We start from the raw sequence: 20,529 nt of genomic DNA on the forward strand, positions 1-20,529 counted from the left end.
GGCCCGCGCCCCGGACGCGCCTCGCGGACCGGGGCGGCTCGCGGACCGGACGCGCCCCGGACGCGCCTCGCAGACCGGACGCGCCTCGCAGACCGGGGGCGCAGGGACGCGGGCGGGAGGCCCGACGGTCAGCCGGGGGTCTGGAGGAGGACCTTGCGCTCGTCCGCGGTCAGCTCGCGGACGGTGCGGTCGCGGGCGAGCTCCAGAACCTCCTCCATCGGGCCGCACACGTCGCACCGCCAGACCCGGACGGTGGCGTCGCCGTGCGTGGTGACCAGGTGGCGGCCGTCGCGCCCGAACCCCACGCTCTCGACGGAGGCGCCGTACCCCTGGAAGACCACGGGCTCGCCTCGGCCCGCGGCCGTCCAGATCCTGACGGTGTTGTCGTTGCCACTGCTCGCCACGTGCAGCCCGTCGGGACTGAAGGACACGCTCCACACCAGACCCTGATGCCCGCGCAACACCACCGGCTCGCCGCGTCCCGAGACGTCCCACACCCGGACCGTGCCGTCGTTGCCTCCGCTCGCCACGTGCAGCCCGTCGGGACTGAAGGACACGCTCCACACCAGACCCTGATGCCCGCGCAACACCACCGGCTCATCGTGTCCCGAGACGTCCCACACCCGGACCGTGCCGTCCTCACCCGCGCTCGCGACCCGCCGCCCGTCCGGGCTGAACGCGACGTACCTGACCACTCCCCGGTGGCCGCGGAGCACGAGCGGCTCCCCTGCTCCCGAGGCGTCCCAGACGCGGGCCGTGCCGTCGTTGCCGCCGCTGACGACCCGCCGCCCGTCCGGGCTGAACGCGACGCTCCACACCATCCCGAGGTGACCGCGAAGGAGCACGGGCTCCCCGCGCCCCGAGGCGTCCCAGACGCGGACCACGCCGTCCTCCAGCGCGCCCGCCACCCGCCGCCCGTCCGAGCCGAACGCGACGTCGAGGACCTCCCCGCCCTTCGGACGCAGCACGACCGCGTCGCCCTCGCCGGTGACGTTCCCGACACGGACCGTACCGTCGCTGCCGGCGCTCGCCACCCGCCGCCCGTCGGGGCTGAGATCGGCGCTCCACACCTCCCCGGTGTGACCGCGCACGATCGCGGCGTCACCCGCCGCCGTCACGTCCCACATCCGTACGGTGCCGTCGTCGCTCGCGCTCGCGAGCGTGCGGCCGTCCGGGCTGAACGCGGCGCTCCACACGGTGCCCCGGTGCCCGCTCAGCACCAGGGGGGCGATGGAGCCGCCCGCGCCCCAGACGTGGACCGTGCCGTCGTTGCCGACGCTCGCGATCCGCCCGTCACGGCCGAACGCCACCCCCTCGACGGTGCCGTCGTGCCCGCGCAGGACCTTGGAGGTGCCGTCGTGCCCGCCCGCGCCCGCACCGGGCACCTCCCACGTCCGCACGGTACCGTCGGTGCTCGCGCTCGCCAGGCGGTCGCCGTCCGAGCTGAACGCCACGCTCTCCACCGAGTTCTCGTGTCCGCGCAGCACCGTGGGCCGCTTTTCGCCCTCCGGGTCCCACAGCCGTACCGTGCCGTCGCCGCCCCCGGTGACCAGGCGCCTGCCGTCAGGGCTGAACGCCACCCCCAGGACCCGCCCCTCGTGCCCGCGCAGGACCTTCGGCGCCCCGCCGTCGGCGAGGTCCCACACCCGCACCGTGCCGTCGTTGCCGGCGTCGGCCAGGCGCCGCCCGTCGGGGCTGAAGGACACGTTCCACACCGCTCCCTCGTGTCCTCGCAGAACCTCGGGCGCCTCCGCACCCGTCAGGTCCCACACCCGCACCGTCCCGTCGACGCCCCCGGCGGCCACGTAGCGTCCGTCGGGGCTGAACACCGGGTTCCACGCCTCGCCGTCGTGTCCCCGCAGCACGACCGGATCGTCCGGTGACAGGCCCCGACCGTTCACCTTCCACACCCGTACGGTCCCGTCACCGCTGCCCGTGACCAGGAGGCGCCCGTCAGGGGAGAAGGAGGCACCGCAGACCTTGCCGCCGGCGAGGGGCAGGACGAAACCCACCCGGGAGTCGACGACGGCCTGCCTGAGGACCGAGGCGGCCTCGACGGTGTGGCTGACCTCGTACGCCCGCCGGGCCAGCAGCAGGCCGAGCTGGGGATCGAGCTGGAGCCTGCCGCGGGCGTCGGCGGCGAGCTGGCGGGAGTAGGCGAGCTCCTGGCCGTGCTGTGCCCGGTCCGCCAGGACGAAGGCCATCACGGCGAGCGCGCAGACCACCACTCCGACCACCGTCGTGCCGATCAGCGCCAGCCGGACCCGCCTGCCGCTCGCGGCGCGCTCACGGGCCTCGCGTGCCCGCGCGGCCTCCAGGAAGGCGCGCTCCAGGTCGTTGAGCCGGTCGAGTTCGCGGCCCTCCCAGGCGGTCAGGCGCATCCCCCGGTAGAGAAGCTCGTCCTCGCGCCCGTGCTGCCCCCACTCCGCGGCGGCCTCGGTGAGCCGCCGGTGAAGACGGACGAACTCCCGGTCCTCGGCGAGCCAGCCCCGCAGCCTGGGCCAGGAGCGGATGACCGCCTCGTGCGCCACCTGGACGCTGTCCTCGTCGACGGTGAGCAACCGGGCCTCGGTGAGCCTGCTCAGCACGGTCGCCACCGCCGTACCGTTCGGGCCGGAGAGCAGCTCGTCGGGGGCGACGCGGCGGCGGGTGTCCTCGGTGCCCTCGCCAAGCGCCGTCAGGCGCAGGAACACGTTCTTGACCAGGTGGCGCTCCCCGTCGCCGAACTCGCCGTAGACCCGCTCGGCGCTCTGCGCGATGGCCCCCTGGATGCCCCCGGCCGCGCGGTACCCGGTGAGCGTCATCGCGTCGCCCTTGCGCCGCTTCCACGTCTCCAGCAGCGCGTGCGAGAGCAGCGGCAACGCCCCCGGCTCCGTACGGCAGTCGCCGAGAATGGCCTCGACGAGCGCCCGGTCGACCCTGAGCCCGGCGCGGGTCGCCGGTCCGGTGACCACCTGCCGCAGATCGTCGTCGTCCATGGGCCCGATCAGCAGCTGCCGGTCGCGCAGCGCGGCCACCAGCGGCGGATGTTCCGCGCACCTGGCGTAGAAGTCCGCGCGAACCCCCAGCACCACCCGCGCCCGGTCGCCGCCGTCCGCCGCGGCGAGCAGCCAGTCGAGGAAGGCAACCCGTTCCCGCTCGTCGCCGCAGAGCGTGAAGACCTCCTCGAACTGGTCGACCACGATCACGGCACGCGCCGACCTCGGCCGTCCCTCCAGCAGCTGCCCGACGTCGAGGCGGGCGTTCGCGTGCCCTGCCGTCAGCCCCGCGTGGAGTGAGGAGGCGCTCACACTCATCGCGTTCGCCAGGCCGATCGCGAGCTCCTCCAGCGGATGCTCGCCCGGGGTCAGCAGCAGCGTCGGCCACGCCTCGCTCCCCGGCAGCGCTCCGCCCCACAGCGTCGGCAGGAGCCCCGCGCGCAGCAGCGACGACTTCCCGCTCCCCGACGGGCCGAAGACCGCCAGCAGGGAGGTGCTCTCCAGCCGCGCGCACAGCTCGGCGACCAGGTCCTTCCTGCCGAAGAACCGGTCGGCGTCACCGGGGTCGAAGGTCACCAGCCCCAGGTACGGGGCGTCCTCGCCCTCCTTGGCCCGCTCGGCGGCGTCCGCCGAGGCGAACTCCGCGGCCAGCGTCCGCCATCGCCTCTCCCAGGCCGCGGGGTCGCCGCCGCACGCCTCGACGTAGGCGAGGGTGACCGCGAGCGTGGGGAAGATCTCCCCTCCGGCCGCCTCCGACAGTGCCGTCACCGAGTAGTGCGCGCGCCGGGACAACTCCCGGTAGCTCGGCTTTCCCGCTGCCTCCCGCAACTGCCGTAGTTCTGACGCGAACCGCTGAAGTGGGCTCGCGTCGGGATCGAGTGCCCTTTCGGGTCGCCCCATTCAGCCCCCGCCGGCATGCGATCGTCGTTGTCTTCTCCAGCAGATCAATTCTGGACAAGTCGAGATGCAACCATGCCCGGCCTTACGGGTCCAGGGGTTGGGCCGAATCGCCGGATCGGCACCCGTCGAAAACGACGTCGCCGAGGAGGCCCCGCCGGGAGGCACACCCCCGCACCGGCCCCAGAGAAAACGATGCGGGGGTTCTCGTGCCGTCCTTTCGGTATCGCTCACGCGCGATCCGACGGCGAAACGCCGGCCTCTTCGTTCCCCGTGGAGGCTCGGCGTCCGAGCACCGTCCGGGGTGGTTCCGGCCTGCGGACCGGAGCCACCCCGGGCGGAATCAGGTGGTTCTGGGGAGTGACGTGCGTCGCCCTGGCACGTTCCCCATCACGGGCCGCTCACGGCGGCCGGGCCGTACTCCCCCTGTTCTAGCGCTTCCGGCTTTGTCCAGCACAGATCTCGCGAACTAGACAAACAACGTGTACCCGCGGGGCGAGACGGTCCGGGCCGACGAGACGGTCCGCACCTGCGGGACGAGACGGTCCGGGCCCGATGAGCGTCCCGGCGGGCGTGCGACGGCCCGGGCGGGGCGAGTCCCCCGCCTCGCGGGCGGGCTCGGCCGCCCCGCCCGGATCGGCTCGGTCATGCCTCTGTCGGCTCGGTCGTGCCTTTGTCAGGTCGGCTCGGCCGTGCCCTTCCCGAGTCGGCCCGGTGGCGTCTCCGTCGGGTCGGCCCGGTCGCGCCTTTGTCAGGTCGGCTCGGCCGTACCCCTCCCGAGTCGGCTCAGTCGTGAGCCTTCTTCCCCTTGGCGTTGACCGCGTACCACTCGCCGCCGAAGCCGTCGACGTCATGTCCCTTGATCTCGCCGGCCTCGGTGTCCTTGGCGAAGTAGTAGAGGGGATGGCCGTTGTAGGTCACCTGCGTCGTACCGTCCTCCCGCTCGGTGGTGCCGAGCAGGTCCGCCTTGACGCCCTCACCCGCCTCCGGCGTCCCGTCCGTGACGTACGGCGGCCACGCCCGCGCGCAGGCGTCGGAACACGACGACTTCCCGTCCTTGTCCTTGTCGAAGAGGTAGAGCGTGCGCCCCTCCTCGCCGACCAGAACCTTTCCGATCTTCGTCTCACCCAGTTCGACCTTGGCCCTGGTCGCCTCCGAGGGCGAGAGCGAGTCGGAGGGTTCCGGCGAGGTGGGTGACGCTTTGACCTGGTCCGCGACGATCGGCTCGGTCGCACTCCCGTCGCCGGCGCCGCCGCACCCCGCGGTGAACACGCCGAGCGCGAGCACGCCGGCATGAAGTAACTTCCTCATCTCCGTCCCTCCAGGCAAGCAGTGCCATTACTCCTGGACAGGAGACACGCTGCGACCCCGACTGGAGGGCGCGACACGGACCCCCTTGGCAATCCTTTGCCCGCCCTTGCGAGATCCGTCCCACGCCCTGCCTCTCGCCGAGGTCATGTGCGAAACGCGGGGAAAGGCGAAGGCCACGAGGGCTGCGGGGAACGGCGGGGTGCGAGGTCAGCCGCGGGGCCGCGTGGGAACGGCCAGGGGGCGAGGTCAGCCGGAGGTCCGCAGGGCCGCGCGCGAGCGGCGGCGGTGCGCCTTCTGGCGGCACGCCGCGTTGCAGAACCGGGCGGGGCGGCCCGTGCGCGCGGCGTGGATCGGTTCGCCGCACACCTCGCACCGTGAGCGGGCCTCGCCGCGAACGCCCTCCTCGCGCGATGCCGCCACGGCCCGAGTTTCGTTACGTAACGATACCGGGGAGTGAGTTTCGTTACGTAACGGTGTCGCGGCCGGCGCGGTGTCCGCGCGGGCGTCGTAGGCCGCGCGGGCGGCGGCGATCTCGTTCTGGTGCCGCTCCGTCCAGCTGACGAGCGACTGGATGGTGTCGTGCAGGGTCACGCCGAGGGGGGTGAGCTCGTAGTCCACCCGGGGCGGCACGACGGGGTGCACGGTGCGGCGCACCAGGCCGTCCCGCTCCAGATGGCGCAGGGTGACGGTGAGCATGCGCTGGCTGACGCCGTCGATCTCGCGGCTCAGCTCGGTGAAACGCAGGGTGCGGCTGTCGAGGAGCGCGATGACGAGCAGGGACCACTTGTCCGCGACCCGGTCGAGGATCTGGCGGACCTCGCAGTCTTCCCGGGTGTCCCACTGGCGGGCGTCGTAGGCATCGTGGGCGCTGTGGGCGCCGTAGGCGCCGTCGGTATCGGGGCAGCGACTCGGTGACTTCGAAGTGCCTTCTTCCATGGTCATCGATGGTGTCCCATGATGCGACTACTTACAAGAGGGAACCGATCGCGGTTCCCCGCGCCTCTTCGAGGAGTCGTCTCGTGTCCACACCACTGTCCCCACCCTCGGACCGGATGAGCGGGCGTGCCTGGGGCATGCTGCTCGTGCTGTGCGGTGCGATCTTCCTGGAGGGGATCGACGTGGCGATGCTGAACGTGGCCCTGCCGTCGATCCGCTCCGACCTGGACCTGAGCACGGGCTCGCTGAGCTGGGTGATGAGCTCGTACGTGCTCGGCTACGGCGGTTTCATGCTGCTGGGCGGGCGGGCCGCCGACCTGCTCGGCCGGCGGCGGATGTTCCTGGCCTGGCTCGGCGTGTTCATCGTCTTCTCCGGCCTGGGCGGGTTCGCGACCGAGGGATGGATCCTCATCGTCGCCCGTTTCGTGACGGGAGTGGCCTCCGCGTTCATGGCGCCCGCCGGTCTGTCCATCATCACGACGAACTTCGCCGAGGGCCCGCAGCGCAACCGGGCACTGCTGGTCTACGCGGGTACGGCGGCGGCCGGCTTCTCGCTCGGCCTCGTCGTCGGCGGCCTGCTCGCCGAGATCAGCTGGCGGTGGGTGTTCTTCGCCCCGGTGATCATGGCCTCCGCGGTCCTCGTCGCCGCGCTTCTCCTCATCCCGGGCGGCGAGCGTCCGTACCGTCACACGCGGGGCTTCGACCTGGCCGGAGCGGTCACCGTGACCGCGGCGATGATGACGCTGGTGTTCGCGGTCGTCCGGCTGGAGGACCCCGCCGAGGGATGGGCCTGGACGGCCGGAGCGCTCGCCGTCGGAGTCGCGCTGATCGTCGCCTTCGTGGCGATCGAGCGGCGGTCGGCGGCGCCGCTGGTGCGCCTCGGCATCCTCCGCTCGGGCCCCCTGGTGCGCGCCAACCTCGGCGCGCTGCTGTTCGGGGGCTCCTTCTTCGGGTTCCAGTTTCTCGTCGTGCTCTACCTGCAGGAACTGCGCGGCTGGTCGTCGTTGCAGGCGGCCCTCGCCCTGCTGGCGGTCAGCATCGACGCCATCCTCGCGCCGACTCTCACCCCGCTGCTGGTGAACCGCTTCGGCAACGTCCGGGTGATCTTCGGCGGGCTGTGCCTCGCCGCGGTGGCCTACGCGCTGTTCCTGCCGGTCGGTCTCGACTGGACGTACGCGGCGATGTTCCCGACCATGATCATTCTTGGTCTCGGCTTCGCCCTGGCGTACGGACCGCTCACCATCGCCGCGACCGACGGCGTGGCCGAGGAGGAGCAGGGACTCGCCGGGGGTCTGTTGTACACCTCCTTCCAGTTCGGCGCGGCGCTCGGCCTGTCGGCGGTGACCGCCGTGAACATCGCCGCCACCGGCTCCGGCGGTTCCCTCCTCACCCAGCTCGACGGCTTCCGCACCGCCCTGGTCATCCCGTTCGCGATGGCCGTCGCCGCGGCGGCCGTCGTCGGGTCCGGCCTGCGCGGGCGTGGCGAGAACGGCACCGGAATTCGCCGGGAGACCCCGGTGACCGTCGAGTCGCGGTAGGTCCCGCGCGCGGGGTTCGCGGACGGCCCGGCCCGCGAGATCGTGCGCGTTATGGTGACGTCCATGAAATTCGGGGTGCTTGGGCCGTTGGCGGTGTGGACGGCGGACGGCCGGCCCGTCGCCGTCCCCGGGCTGAAGGTCCGCGCCCTCCTCGCCGACCTGCTCGTCCACGAGGGCCGCCCGGTGCCCGCCGACCGGCTGGTCGACGACCTGTGGGGCGAGGATCTGCCCGGCAATCCGGCGGGAGCCCTGTCGGCCAAGGTCTCGCAACTGCGGCGGGTACTGGAGGACGCGGAGCCCGGCGCCAGGAAGCTGGTGGTGTCGCCACCTCCGGGATACGTGCTGCGCGTCGACGCCGACGCGGTCGACGCGTGGCGGTTCCTGTCCCTCACCGCGGAGGCGACGCGGACCGACGACCCCCGGGCCAGGGCGGCGCTGCTCGCCGACGCGCTCGCCCTGTGGCGCGGCCCCGCGCTCGCCGACTTCACCGACGAGCCCTTCACCCAGCCGGTGATCGCCCGTCTGCACGAGCAACGGCTCACCGCCCACGAGGACCACGCCGAGGCCCGCCTCGCCCTCGGCGAGCACACCGGGCTCGCGGCGGAGCTGGGCGACCTGCTGACCCGGCACCCCCTCAGGGAAAGGCTGCGCGCCGCCCACATGCGCGCCCTCTACCGTTCGGGACGGCAGACCGAGGCGCTCCACAGCTACGAGGAGCTCCGCGCCCACCTCGCCGACGAACTCGGTCTCGATCCGAGCGCCGAGCTGATCGCCCTGCACCGGGCGATCCTCGCCCGGGATCCGGCACTCGACCCACCCGCACCACCGGACTCTCCCCCGGCCGGGCCCGCCACGAACCTGCCCGCGCCCCTCACCGACCTGATCGGCAGGGGCGAGGCGACCGCCGAGATCGGCGCCCTGCTGCGCACCGGCCGCCTGGTCACCCTCACCGGTCCCGGCGGGGTGGGCAAGACCCGTCTCGCCGTCGAAACCGCCCGTGGGCTGACGGACGCCTTCCCCGACGGCGTGTGGCTGGTCGAGCTGGCCGCGCTCGACCGGCCCGGCGCCCTGGAGACGGCGGGCTCGCTGATCGACGCGGTCACCACGGCGCTGGACATCCATGACAGCGCCGGTTCAGGAGATCCCCTGGACCTGCTCGTCGGGGCGCTCCGCCCCCGGCGGCTGCTGCTGGTGCTCGACAACTGCGAGCATCTCGTCGAGCCCGTCGCCGAGCTGACGGAACTCCTGTTGCGAGCCGTTCCCGGCCTGCGCGTCCTCGCCACCAGCCAGGAACCCCTCGCCCTCACCGGCGAGGTGGTCTGGAACGTACCGCCCCTGGAGACGCCGGACGCCACCGCCGACCTCGACGCGCTGGAGCGAACCGGTTCGGTACGGCTGTTCGTCGCCCGCGCCCGCGCGACGGCCCCCGGATTCACCCTCGACGCGGACACCGCACCGGCGGTCGCCACGCTCTGCCGCCGCCTGGACGGCATCCCGCTCGCTCTGGAACTGGCCGCCACCAGGGTCCGCGCGCTGGGCGTGCACGGTCTCGTCGCCCGCCTCGACGACCGTTTCCGTCTCCTGTCCACCGGGTATCGCGGTGCCCCGCCCCGCCAGCGGACGCTGCACACGATGATCAGCTGGAGCTGGGACCTCCTCACCGACCCGGAGCGCCTCACCCTGCGCCGTCTGGCCGTGCACACCGGCGGCTGTACGCTGCCCGCCGCCGAGGCCGTCTGCGGCGCCGACGACCTTCCGGCCTCCGACGTGCTCGATCTCCTGGTACGCCTGGTCGACCGCTCCCTGGTCACCGTCACCCACACCGCCGACGGCCCCCGCTACCGTCTCCTGGAGTCGGTGGCCGCCTACTGCGTCGAACGCGTCCACGAGGCGGGCGAGTTCGAGTCCCTGCGGCGGCGCCACCGGCGCCACTACGTCGATCTCGCCGAGGAGGCCGGACGGCACCTGTACGGGCACGACCAGAGGCTGTGGCTGCGCCGCCTCGACGCGGAGACCGCCAACCTGCGCACCGCGCTCGACGGCGCGGTGACCGGCCGGGACCGGGAGGCCGGGCTGCGACTGGTGAACGCGATGACCTGGTACTGGTTCCTGCGCGGCAGGCTGGCGGAAGCCCGGCGCTCCCTCGCCTCGGCGCTGGCCGTCGCCACCGAGGCACCGGACTCCGTCACCGAGACACCGGGTTCCGCGGCCGGAACGCCGGGCATCACGGCCGAGACGCCGGATTCCGCCGTCGAGGTCCCGGACGTCACCGCCGAGACGCCAGGCGTCACCACTCACACGTCGGGCGTCACCGCTGACATGTCAGACGCCGCGCGGATCCCCGCGCTCCGTGCCAGAGCCCTCGCCTGGCAGGCGGGCATCGCGTTCATGCACGGCGAGGTGGCCGATCAGGCGGCCATGCGTCTGTACGAGGACATCGACGACCCGGGTGAGCGCGCCAGAGCCCAGTGGTTCATCGCCTTCACCGGGATGGGCACCGGCGACCTGTCGGCCGGCGAGAAACTGCTGGACGAGGCGCTGACCGCCTTCGGCGCCCTCGGCGACCGCTGGGGCACGGCCGCGGCCCTCGTCACCCGGGCCAAACACGCGCACGTCCGGAGCGACATGGCCACGCTCGAACGCGACAGCGAGCGGGGAGCGGAACTCTTCGGCGAGCTCGGCGACCGCTGGGGCCGGCTGCAGGCGACGGAGTGGCTCGGCGGGCTGGCGGAGATGACCGGCGACTACGAGCGGGCCGACCGGCTGCACCGGGACGGGCTGCACTTGGCCGAGGAGCTCGGGCTCTGGCCCGAGGTCGCCGTACGGCTCGCCTGGGTCGGCTGGATCGCCCTCCAGCGCGGCGACCACACCCGGGCGCGGGAGTCCGGCGAGCGGGCGGCACGGCTCGCCGCCGAGCAGAGCCACCAGGGCGGGCAGATCTTCGCGGAGACGGTGCTCGCCTACGCCTCCAGGAGGGAGGGCAGGCTGGACGCCGCGGAGACACACCTGCGCACCGTCCTGAGGTGGACTCCGAGGCAGGAGGAGGGGGTGACGGACAATCTCGTACACCTACCGATGATCCTGGTCGAGCTCGGTTTCGTCTTCGAGGAGCGCGGCGACGCCGCGACGGCGCGGACCATGCACCTGGAGAGCCTCACGATCGCCCGCGAACTCGACGCCGTCCGTGACGTGATGCGTGCCCTGGAGGGCCTGGCCGGGGCGCTCTCCCTCGCCGGGGACCACGACCGTGCCGCCCGGCTGCTGGGAGCGGCGGCCTCGGCCCGCCTGTCGACGGCGATGCCACCGGCCCCCGCCGAGCGCGGCGACATCGACAGGATCACGGCGAGAACGCGCGCCGCACTGGGCGAGGACGGCTTCGCGTCCCGGTTCGAACGTGGCGGCGGCCTGACACTCGACGAGGCCGGATCGCTCGCCGTCCGGCCATGAAGGCGGCGGTACGGACCCGGCGAGCGGCGGGACCGAGGACCCGGCCCATCAGGTTCGTCCCGGAACTCATGAACGGCTCGTTACCGGGCAAAGGGCTGTGATGCCGTGTCCGGCGTCGCCGGTCGTTGACAACCGACCGGCCGTTGGCGACGGTGAACTGCCGCGATCGGGCCGTGAGGGGAGGGACGAGGGCTTGGGCGACGTCGAGCGAGAAGATCCGGCACCCACCCCCGGGCAGGTCAGGGCCCTCCTGCAGAGGGCGGGGCGCCTGGGGTCCCACGCGCGCACCCTGCTCGCCGACGACGCCGAGGCGCGCGCCGACGTCCAGCGGGCGCTCTCCCTGGTGCGTACGCGCCTGGCACGTGAGGAACTCGGGTCCATTCCCCTGGCACGCCTGAAAGACGTCACCGTGGGACGGCTCCGGGTCAGCGCCCTCGAACAGGCCGGTCACCAGACGGTCCTCGACATCCTGGACACCACGCCGTACGCGCTCCAACTGCTCCCCGGGGTCGGGGCGTGGAACGCGAGACAGGCGCACGCCGCCGCCGGGCAGATCGCCAAGGCGGTGGAGGAGACGGTGGCGCTGCGGATCGACGTCGACCGGCAGGACGACGAGACCACGGCCCTGCTGATCGCACTGAACCGGCTGGTGAACGCGGGCCCCGAACTGCCGCGCGCGGGCGCCGCCGCGCGCAGGATCGCGGAGCGGCTCGCCTCGCTCCTGCCCGCCGCGCAACCCGCTCGCGGATGGTTGCGGATGCTGCTCGCGGGCCAGGAGGGCCGTCGCCGGGCGCGGGAGGCCGTCGCGCGGATCGAGGACGTGATCGCGGAGGCGAACGCGTCCGACACGGCGCTGCTCTTCGGCCAGGTCTCCGTGGACCTGCTGCGCCCGCCGGTCTCCGGCCTTGAGGCGTGGGTCGACTTCGAGTTCCGCGCGTCCGAGTACTACAACCTGCTCGCCGAGATCGCGGCGACGGAACCCGACAGGGTCGCCTCCGAGGGTTTCCTGCCCGACGACATCTCCTCGCGGGTGAAGGCCCAGAACCTCGACGACACCCACCGCAGGGTCTCCCTGCGCGGCTACCAGTCGTTCGGCGCCCGCTTCGCCCTCGCCCAGCGCCGGGTGATCCTGGGGGACGAGATGGGCCTGGGCAAGACCATCGAGGCCATCGCCGTCCTGGCGCACCTCCGGGCGCGCGGCGAGAGCCACTTCCTGGTGGCCTGCCCGGCCAGCGTCCTGATCAACTGGGTGCGCGAGGTCGAGACCCGCAGCACGCTGCGGGCCTACTCCCTGCGCGGCGGCGACCGGGCCGCGGCCCTCGCGGAATGGGTGCGCACCGGCGGCGTCGCCGTGACCACCGTCGACACCCTGCACCGGCTGGAGATTCCCGACGACGTCGCGCTCGGGATGCTCGTGGTCGACGAGGCCCACTACGTGAAGAACCCGGCCGCGAGGCGTTCCCAGGCCGTCGCCCGGTGGTGCGACCGTACCGAGCGGGTGCTCTTCATGACCGGGACCCCGATGGAGAACCGCGTCGAGGAGTTCCGCAACCTCGTCGGCTATCTCAGGCCCGATCTGATCCCCGCCCTCCGGAACGGCGACGCGACGGCGGGGGCGGCGGGGGCGGCGGGGGCGCAGGCCTTCCGCAGGGCCGTGGCACCGGTCTACCTGCGCCGCAACCAGGAGGACGTGCTCACCGAGTTGCCCGACCTCGTCCACGTGGACGAGTGGGAGGAGTTCGGCGAGGCGGACCTCGCCGCCTACCGGAAGGCCGTCGCCGACGGGAACTTCATGGCGATGCGCCGGGCCGCCTACGCCGTACCGGAGACGTCGGCCAAGCTTCAGAGGCTGCTGGAACTCGTCGACGAGGCGGCGGGCAACGGTCTCAAGGTCGTGGTCTTCTCCTACTTCCGCGACGTCATGGCCGCCGTCCACCAGGCCCTCGGCGGCTCCGGCACCCCCCAGGCCCCCGGGGACCCCGGCGGCCGGGTGCACGGGCCGATCTCGGGCGATCTCGGCGCCGACCGCCGTCAGCAGGTCGTCGACGAGTTCACCGCGGCCCAGGGACACGCCGTACTGCTCAGCCAGATCCAGGCGGGCGGGGTCGGCCTCAACCTGCAGGCCGCCTCCGTGGTGATCATCTGCGAGCCCCAGGTCAAGCCGACCATGGAGAGCCAGGCCGTGGCCCGCGCCCACCGCATGGGACAGGTACGCAAGGTCCAGGTGCACCGCATCCTCACGGCCGACAGCGTCGACCAGCGCATGCTGGACATCCTGCGTGGCAAGGCCGGGCTCTTCGACACCTACGCCCGCCGCAGCGACCTGGCCGACTCCACCCCCGACGCGGTCGACATCTCGGAACAGGCACTCGCCCGCCAGATCGTCGAGGAGGAGCAGCGACGCCTCGCGACGACGCGGCCGTCGCAAGACTGAGAAGGGCACTCGCCGCCCTTGGCGGTCGACGCGAGGAGCGGGGAGCCGACCGCGACACGGTGCGGCAGGTTCGCGTTAAATCGCGCAAACCCCCCTGTTGCAAAGCGGTAACTTCTGTGAAACTTTCACAGGCGCGGGCAGGGCGGCGCGACCCGTTTCCGGACGAGCCTCCAGGCAGGGGCAGCCGCCCTGACAACGCCACGTCAGCGAGAGTCGTGACTCGTTGACGCCGGATCGGGTCGTCGGATGTACTTCGCGGCAAAGCACTCACCAAAGGAGTCCGTACAGAATTGCCACGTTAAATGTTAGCGCTAACAATTTCGTAGGGCAGCTCACCGGCTGAAAGTCGGTGGCCGACCGCGGCGATCGCGGCAGGTCACATCCCCCCTTCTCTCAAAGGAGCACCCCCCAATGTCCTTGAGTCGCCGCCAGCTCTTCCAGGCCGCGGGCGCCACCGTCGCGATCTCGGCCGCGAGTCAGGTGGTGGGCACGTCCGCCGCCTGGGCCGCCCTCCCGTGGGCGCGCGCCGACATCGGCGTGTCCGCCTACGAGTTCGACCTCGGCCAGGTCCGCCTGACCTCCGGCCGCTGGCTGGACAACCAGAACCGCACCCTGGCCTACCTGCGCTTCGTCGACGTCGAGCGGTTGCTGTACGTCTTCCGCGCCAACCACCGCCTGTCCACCAACGGCGCGACCGCCAACGGCGGCTGGGACGCTCCCAACTTCCCGTTCCGCTCCCACATGCAGGGCCACTTCCTGACCGCGTGGACCCAGGCGTACATGGTGACCGGTGACACCACCTTCCGGAGCAAGGCCGAGCTCATGGTCGCCGAGCTGGCCAAGTGCCAGGCGAACAACGGCGCGGCCGGGTTCACCGCCGGCTACCTGTCGGGTTTCCCCGAGTCCGACATCACCGCCGTGGAGAACCGCACGCTCAACAACGGCAACGTGCCCTACTACTGCATCCACAAGACCCTCGCCGGGCTGCTGGACGTGTGGCGGCACATCGGCAACACCCAGGCCAGAACGGTGCTGCTCGCCCTGGCCGGCTGGGTGGACACGCGCACCTCCCGGCTCAGCTCCAGCCAGATGCAGTCGATGCTGGGCACCGAGTTCGGCGGCATGAACGCCGTGCTGACCGACATCTACCAGATGACCGGCGACTCACGCTGGCTGACCACGGCCCAGCGATTCGACCACGCCGCGGTGTTCAACCCGCTCGCCTCCAACCAGGACCAGCTCAACGGGCTGCACGCCAACACGCAGGTGCCCAAGTGGATCGGGGCGGCCCGCGAGTACAAGGCCACCGGCACGACCCGCTACCGGGACATCGCGACCAACGCCTGGGCCATCACGGTCGGCGCGCACACGTACGTGAACGGCTCGAACAGCCAGGCCGAACACTTCCGCGCGCCGAACGCCATCGCCGGCTACCTGGCCAGGGACACCGGGGAGGCGTGCAACACGTACAACATGCTGAAGCTGACCCGGGAGCTGTGGACGCTCGCGCCGACCAGGGCCGACTACTTCGACTACTTCGAGAACGCCCTGCTGAACCACCTCCTCGGCCAGCAGAACCCGGCCGACAGCCGCGGGCACGTCACCTACTTCACGCCGCTCAACCCCGGTGGCCGCCGAGGTGTGGGCCCGGCCTGGGGTGGCGGCACCTGGAGCACCGACTACAACAGCATGTGGTGCTGCCAGGGCACCGGCATCGAGATCCACACCAAGCTGATGGACTCGATCTACTTCCACAACGGCAACACACTCTTCGTGAACCTGTTCGCGCCCTCCACCCTGAACTGGTCACAGCGCGGCATCACGGTCACCCAGACCACCTCCTTCCCGGTGAGCGACACCACGTCGCTGCAGGTCACCGGGAACGTGAGCGGGACGTGGTCGATGCGGATCCGCATCCCGGCCTGGACCCAGGGCGCGACGATCAGCGTCAACGGGGTGCAGCAGAACATCGTCACCACCCCCGGCTCCTACGCCGACCTGAACCGGTCGTGGACCTCGGGCGACACGGTGACCGTGCAGCTGCCGATGCGGGTCGTCCTGAAGCCCGCCAACGACAACCCCAACCTCCAGGCCGTCACCTACGGCCCGGTCGTGTTGTCGGGCAACTACGGCAACACCTCCCTGTCGTCGGCGCCGACGCTCACCCCTTCGTCGATCACCCGGACGAGCACCTCGTCGCTCGCCTTCACCGCCACGGCCAACGGGGCATCGGTGAACCTGGGGCCGTTCTACGACGCCCACAACCACAACTACGTCGTCTACTGGAACGCCACCGGCTCCTCCAGCGGCGGCGGTACGGCGAGCTTCCGGCTGATCAACGTGGCCAGCGGGCTGGCGCTGGGCATCCAGAACATGTCGACCGCCGACGGCGGTCTCGCCCTGCAGTGGACCGACAACGGCACCGCCGACCACGACTGGGTGCCGGTGGTGGACGGGGGGAACCTGCGCTTCCGTAACGTCAACAGCGGCAAGGTGCTCGGCGTCGAGAACATGTCGACCGCCGACGGCGCCCGGGTGCTCCAGTGGGGCGACACCGGCACCGCCGACCACCGCTGGGCGATCGTCGACGTCGGCGACGGCTCGGTCAAGATCCGTAACGCCAACAGCTCCAAGCTGCTGGGCATCCAGAACAACTCCACCGCCAACGGCGCCCAGGCGGTGCAGGACTCCGACAACGGCACCGCCGACAACCAGTGGCGCTTCGTGCCCAACGGCGCGCGCCGCATCCAGAACGTGGGCACCGGCATGGTGCTCGGCGTCACCAACATGTCGACCGCCGACGGCGCGCTGGTCGTGCAGTGGGGCGACACCGGCACCGCCGACCACCTGTGGACGGCGGTCGTGGACACCGGCGGCTACCTGCGCCTGCGCAACTCCAACAGCAACAAGGTGCTGGGCGTGGAGAACGCCGCCACCGCCGCCGGATCCCGCGTCCTGCAGTGGGCCGACAACGGCGCCAACGACCACCGCTGGCGGCTGCGCTACGGCTCCAACGCCGCCTTTCGCATCCAGTGTGCCAACGGCGGCCGGGTCCTCGGCCTCTCCGGTACGGCCCAGGGCGCGCAGGTCGTCATCGCCGACGACAACGGCTCGAACAACAACCTCTGGAGGTTCCTGTAAAGCACGTGTTCGACCGGCAAGCGGGAGGTAAGTGAATTCCCGCCGGGCGAAGCCTCGGTGATCGGAACCGAGGCTTCGCCCGATCGCCGCACCGAGGACCGCGCGGGGACTCCGATCACCGAGGACCGCGCGAGGAGGATTCCAATCACCGATGGTCGGGCGAGGACTCCGATCACCGGGGGTCGCGCGAGGTTTTCGGTCACCGGGGGCCGCGCAGGGATTCCAGGACGCGCGTCAACTCCTCGGTGACGGCGGGGAGGTCGTCGGGGTCGGTCGAGCGGGCCAGCCACAGAGCCGCCTCGTTCATCGCGCCGGACAGGAGGTGGGCGAGCGGCTCCACGGGCCTGCGGGCGATGACCCCCGCCTCGATCAGCGTGACGAGCGCCTCGGTGAGGTGCCGCGCCGAGGACGCCTCGTCCATCGCCCGCCACTCGTTCCAGCCGAGCACGGCGGGGCCGTCGACGAGCATGATCCGCTGCACGTCCGGGTCGCGGCTCACCGCGAGGAAGGCCCGGCACCCCGCGACCAGTTGCTCCCAGGGGTCGTCGTACGCGTCGGCCGCCGCGGCGACCCGCTCGCCCACCTCCTGCTGCACCTGCTCGACGACCGCGTGGAAGAGGTCGGCCTTGCTCTCGAAGTGGTGGTAGAGCGCGCCCTTCGTCACGGCCGCCGCCCCGACGATCTGCGCCAGGCTCACCGCGGCGTACCCGTGCCGCGCGAACAGCGCCCTCGCCTCGGTCACCAGCGCCCGCCTGGTCTCCAGCCGTTGCCGTGCCCGGTTCACCGTGGCCTCCCTTGTTGACGTACCGATGGTATGTTAGCTTCACATACCGTTGGTATGTGAAATGGACCGAAGGGAACGGCATGACCCTCACGAGCTTCTACCCGGTCGTCTGCACCGATCGGATCGCCGAGTCCCACGACTTCTACCGGCGGTTTCTCGGCTTCGAGACGACGTTCGAGGCGGACTGGTACGTGAGCATGCGGCGGCCGGAACCGCCGCACTACGAGCTCGCGCTCGTCGACCGCACCCACCCGACGGTGCCGGAGAAATACCGTTCCGCGGTGCGAGGGCTGATCCTCAACTTCGAGGTGACCGACGTCGACGCCGAGCACGACAGGCTCGTACGACAGGCGGGGCTCCCGGTGGAACTGACGCTGCGCACCGAGGAGTTCGGCCAGCGGCACTTCATCGTGGCCGCGCCCGACGGCGTGCTCATCGACGTGATCACCCCGACCGAGCCGTCCGCCGCCTACGCGGAGCAGTACGCCCTTCCCTGATCTAGGACGTGCCCGGTGCGGACTCCCCCGTCGGCTCCCTCGCGGGTTCCCTCGGGGAAGACCTGGCCAACCGCCTGCCGAGACGTTGAGCGGGGGCCTCGATCAGGCGGTGGGTCAGGTAGCAGAGCGGCACCAGGACGAGGAAGAACAGCGGAAGGTTCGGGCTCACCCCCAGCAGGAGCGGGTGCAGCAGATAGAGGGAGAAGCTGATCACCCCGAGGTGGGCGAGCCACCGGGGGAACGACCTGCGCCGCAGCGCGAACGCGGCCGCGAAGAAACCCGCCGCCAGCAGGAGCGCCGGCGCCCAGCCGGGGTCGTCCTTCGCGAGGACCCCGCAGGCCAGCACCGTCAGCACGGTCACGATGGCGGTACGCCACCGGATCGCCCCCTGTTCCGCGCGATGAACGGCCGTACCGGCGAACATCATGGCCGGCACGATCAGGCCCTGCCACGCGCCGATCCGGCTGCCCAGCACCACCAGCACCACCCCGAGGAGACCACCGGCCACCGCGGCGGCCGTACGCACACCGCCCGCCGCCCGCGCCGACACCACGATGACCGCGACCGTCGCGACCCCGAGAACCGCCGCGACCAGGTCGGCGCGGCCACCGATCACCGGGCCAGGCAGCAGCAGCCCCAGGAGGACCGCCGAGATCGCCAAGGCGATCGCGGTCGCGGCCGACCGGTGCGCCCGCCCCGCGCTGAACAGCCCGGCCGCCATCAGGTAGAACGCCATCTCGTACGAGAGCGTCCACATCACGCCGATGACGGCGGGCACGCCGAGCAACTCCTGCAGCATCGTCACGTTCCCGAGGACGACGAGGGGGAGGGGACGCGTGCTCAGCCCTTCGTGCAGGGCGAACGTCCCGGCGTAGGCGAGCAGGAGGGCCAGGCCGAGCGCGACGAGCAGCAGGGGCAGCAGGCGGAAGGCCCTGCCGATCCAGAAGACCCGCAGGTCACCGCGCCGTTCCAGGGAGGCCGGGATGATATAGCCGCTGACCAGGAAGAACACGAAGACGCCCCAGGTGCCGACGTCGATCCTGCTGTCCACCTCGGCCCAGAGGTCCGGGATGAAGGTCCAGCCGGAGTGGTGCAGCGCGACGGCGAGCGCGGCAGGTCCCCGCAGGGCGTCCAACCAGGCCAGCCGTGAGGGGATCGAGGCCATTCACCCGACTGTAGGCGATAGGCGTACTTTCCCCGCTATTGTCCGGGCGGCGTCCTCAGCGGACCGGGTCGGAGGGGTTGACCCGGGGGACGAAGAGAGGGTCGACCGGTGTGGACGGATAGGCAGGCGGGCAGATCGGCAGACGGACAGAATCAAAAGATGACCTTCACGACACCGCCGAGAAGCGCCGCCTGGCGGCATCTCGACGCACGCGACGGCTTCGAGGTCGCCTACTTCCAGCCCTCGGACGACGGCCTGCGCGTCGAGGGCTGCACGACGGCGGTCGAGGACGGCCAGACCTGGATCGTCGGCTACACCATCGACCTCGACGCCGCCTGGACCACGCGAAGCGCACGGATCACGAGCCGGTCAGCCTCGGGAGCCCGGCAGACCGTCCTGGAGGCCGACGGCGCCGGCCACTGGCGCGTCGACGGCGAACCCGCTCCTCACCTGGACGGCTGCCTGGACGTCGACCTGGAGTCCTCGGCGATGACCAACACCTTCCCCGCGCACCGGCTGGGCCTGCGCGTCGGCGCTCGGTCGGCCGCCCCCGCCGCCTACGTACGCGCCATCGACCTCACCGTCGAACGGCTTGAACAGGACTATGTCCGCGTCGCCGACGAGGGCTCCCGACAGCGCTACGACTACAGCGCCCCGGTCTTCGACTTCGCCTGCCGCCTCGTCTACGACGAGTCAGGCCTCGTGCTCGACTACCCCGAGATCGCCGTACGTGCGGCTTCTGACCAGACCCGTACGGCGGACACGACCGCGGACGTACGAGGTCTTCTACCACCACAGCGCGACAAAGGACATTCATGAGCCCCATACCCCCGCAGGCCGTCGTTCTCGTCACCGGGATCCAGGCCGCAGGGAAGTCGACCGTCGCACAGATGCTGGCCGAGCGGTTGCCGCGTTCGGTGCACGTCCGGGGCGACCTGTTCCGCCGCATGGTGGTCAACGGCCGGGCCGACATGACGCCCGACCCGTCCGCCGAGGCGGTGCGGCAACTGCGGTTGCGGTACCGGCTGACGGCGGCCACCTGCGACGCGTACGCCGAGGACGGGTTCACGGTGGTCGCCCAGGATGTCGTCCTCGGCGACCACCTCGCCGAGATGACCGGGCTCATCCGGCGGCGGCCGTTGTTCGTCGTCGTGCTCGCCCCGCGCCCCGAGGCCGTCGCCGCCCGCGAGGCGGCCCGGGGCAAGGACGCCTACGACCGGTGGACCATCGACCTTCTCGACGAGGGCCTGCGTACCGCGACCCCCCGCCTCGGCCTCTGGCTCGACACCTCCGACCAGACCCCCGAGGAGACCGTGGACGAGATCGTTGAGCGGGCGGGGGCCGAGGCCGAGGTTCGGTGATCGGTCAGACGTGCCACCTGCGGTGATCGGGCGGACCCTC

General features: G+C 71.8%; 12 protein-coding genes. 7 read left to right on the forward strand and 5 right to left on the reverse strand.

The window, feature by feature from the left end:
• Positions 1-128 precede the first annotated feature (128 nt).
• The 3 genes from AB0B90_RS33115 to AB0B90_RS33125 all read right to left on the reverse strand — a co-directional run bounded on the left by AB0B90_RS33115 (position 129) and on the right by AB0B90_RS33125 (position 6,122).
• Positions 129-3,878, reverse strand: coding sequence for a hypothetical protein (locus AB0B90_RS33115; protein WP_362926272.1), 3,750 nt, complete (start codon positions 3,876-3,878; stop codon positions 129-131).
• Between the two features lie 783 nt (positions 3,879-4,661).
• Positions 4,662-5,186, reverse strand: coding sequence for a hypothetical protein (locus AB0B90_RS33120; protein ID WP_350942314.1), 525 nt, complete (start codon positions 5,184-5,186; stop codon positions 4,662-4,664).
• Positions 5,187-5,432: 246 nt separating this feature from the next.
• Complete coding sequence (locus AB0B90_RS33125; RefSeq protein ID WP_362926273.1) at positions 5,433-6,122, reverse strand: helix-turn-helix domain-containing protein; 690 nt, start codon at positions 6,120-6,122, stop codon at positions 5,433-5,435.
• A gap of 83 nt (positions 6,123-6,205) precedes the next feature.
• On the opposite strand from AB0B90_RS33125, the gene AB0B90_RS33130 reads away from it, so the two are divergent.
• The 4 genes from AB0B90_RS33130 to AB0B90_RS33145 all read left to right on the forward strand — a co-directional run bounded on the left by AB0B90_RS33130 (position 6,206) and on the right by AB0B90_RS33145 (position 16,682).
• Positions 6,206-7,660 (forward strand): MFS transporter, encoded by a 1,455-nt coding sequence (locus tag AB0B90_RS33130; RefSeq protein ID WP_362926274.1) that lies wholly within the window; start codon positions 6,206-6,208, stop codon positions 7,658-7,660.
• Positions 7,661-7,723: 63 nt separating this feature from the next.
• Entirely contained in the window at positions 7,724-11,107 is a 3,384-nt protein-coding gene (locus tag AB0B90_RS33135) for a BTAD domain-containing putative transcriptional regulator (protein ID WP_362926275.1), read from the forward strand.
• Between the two features lie 193 nt (positions 11,108-11,300).
• Complete coding sequence (locus AB0B90_RS33140; protein ID WP_362926276.1) at positions 11,301-13,541, forward strand: DEAD/DEAH box helicase; 2,241 nt, start codon at positions 11,301-11,303, stop codon at positions 13,539-13,541.
• Between the two features lie 411 nt (positions 13,542-13,952).
• Positions 13,953-16,682: a beta-L-arabinofuranosidase domain-containing protein gene (locus tag AB0B90_RS33145; RefSeq protein ID WP_362926277.1), complete on the forward strand. Its 2,730-nt coding sequence runs from the start codon at positions 13,953-13,955 to the stop codon at positions 16,680-16,682.
• Positions 16,683-16,881: 199 nt separating this feature from the next.
• Here AB0B90_RS33145 and AB0B90_RS33150 read toward each other — a convergent pair whose 3' ends face one another.
• Entirely contained in the window at positions 16,882-17,466 is a 585-nt protein-coding gene (locus AB0B90_RS33150) for a TetR/AcrR family transcriptional regulator (protein WP_362926278.1), read from the reverse strand.
• 80 nt (positions 17,467-17,546) lie between these two features.
• On the opposite strand from AB0B90_RS33150, the gene AB0B90_RS33155 reads away from it, so the two are divergent.
• Positions 17,547-17,963 carry a VOC family protein gene (locus AB0B90_RS33155; RefSeq protein ID WP_362926341.1) on the forward strand — a complete coding sequence of 139 codons (417 nt, stop codon included), beginning with the start codon at positions 17,547-17,549 and terminating at the stop codon, positions 17,961-17,963.
• Position 17,964: 1 nt separating this feature from the next.
• Here AB0B90_RS33155 and AB0B90_RS33160 read toward each other — a convergent pair whose 3' ends face one another.
• On the reverse strand, positions 17,965-19,128 hold the full coding sequence (locus tag AB0B90_RS33160) for an acyltransferase (protein WP_362926279.1): 1,164 nt from the start codon (positions 19,126-19,128) through the stop codon (positions 17,965-17,967).
• 159 nt (positions 19,129-19,287) lie between these two features.
• On the opposite strand from AB0B90_RS33160, the gene AB0B90_RS33165 reads away from it, so the two are divergent.
• A complete protein-coding gene (locus AB0B90_RS33165) occupies positions 19,288-19,947 on the forward strand; it encodes a putative glycolipid-binding domain-containing protein (RefSeq protein WP_362926280.1) in 660 nt (219 codons plus the stop codon).
• Positions 19,944-20,489, forward strand: coding sequence for an AAA family ATPase (locus AB0B90_RS33170; protein WP_362926281.1), 546 nt, complete (start codon positions 19,944-19,946; stop codon positions 20,487-20,489). Before AB0B90_RS33165 ends, AB0B90_RS33170 begins: the two co-directional genes overlap by 4 nt.
• Positions 20,490-20,529 lie beyond the last annotated feature (40 nt).

The sequence above is a fragment of the Streptosporangium sp. NPDC049078 genome (assembly GCF_040648855.1).
Classification (GTDB): domain Bacteria; phylum Actinomycetota; class Actinomycetes; order Streptosporangiales; family Streptosporangiaceae; genus Streptosporangium.

Excerpts from the sequence above, each read along its gene's own strand:
- AB0B90_RS33115 (WP_362926272.1), bottom strand. The coding sequence starts at position 3,878 with ATGGGGCGACCCGAAAGGGCACTCGATCCCGACGCGAGCCCACTTCAG.
- AB0B90_RS33120 (WP_350942314.1), bottom strand. The coding sequence starts at position 5,186 with ATGAGGAAGTTACTTCATGCCGGCGTGCTCGCGCTCGGCGTGTTCACC.
- AB0B90_RS33125 (WP_362926273.1), bottom strand. The coding sequence starts at position 6,122 with ATGGAAGAAGGCACTTCGAAGTCACCGAGTCGCTGCCCCGATACCGAC.
- AB0B90_RS33135 (WP_362926275.1), top strand. The coding sequence starts at position 7,724 with ATGAAATTCGGGGTGCTTGGGCCGTTGGCGGTGTGGACGGCGGACGGC.
- AB0B90_RS33145 (WP_362926277.1), top strand. The coding sequence starts at position 13,953 with ATGTCCTTGAGTCGCCGCCAGCTCTTCCAGGCCGCGGGCGCCACCGTC.
- AB0B90_RS33155 (WP_362926341.1), top strand. The coding sequence starts at position 17,547 with ATGACCCTCACGAGCTTCTACCCGGTCGTCTGCACCGATCGGATCGCC.
- AB0B90_RS33160 (WP_362926279.1), bottom strand. The coding sequence starts at position 19,128 with ATGGCCTCGATCCCCTCACGGCTGGCCTGGTTGGACGCCCTGCGGGGA.
- AB0B90_RS33165 (WP_362926280.1), top strand. The coding sequence starts at position 19,288 with ATGACCTTCACGACACCGCCGAGAAGCGCCGCCTGGCGGCATCTCGAC.
- AB0B90_RS33170 (WP_362926281.1), top strand. The coding sequence starts at position 19,944 with ATGAGCCCCATACCCCCGCAGGCCGTCGTTCTCGTCACCGGGATCCAG.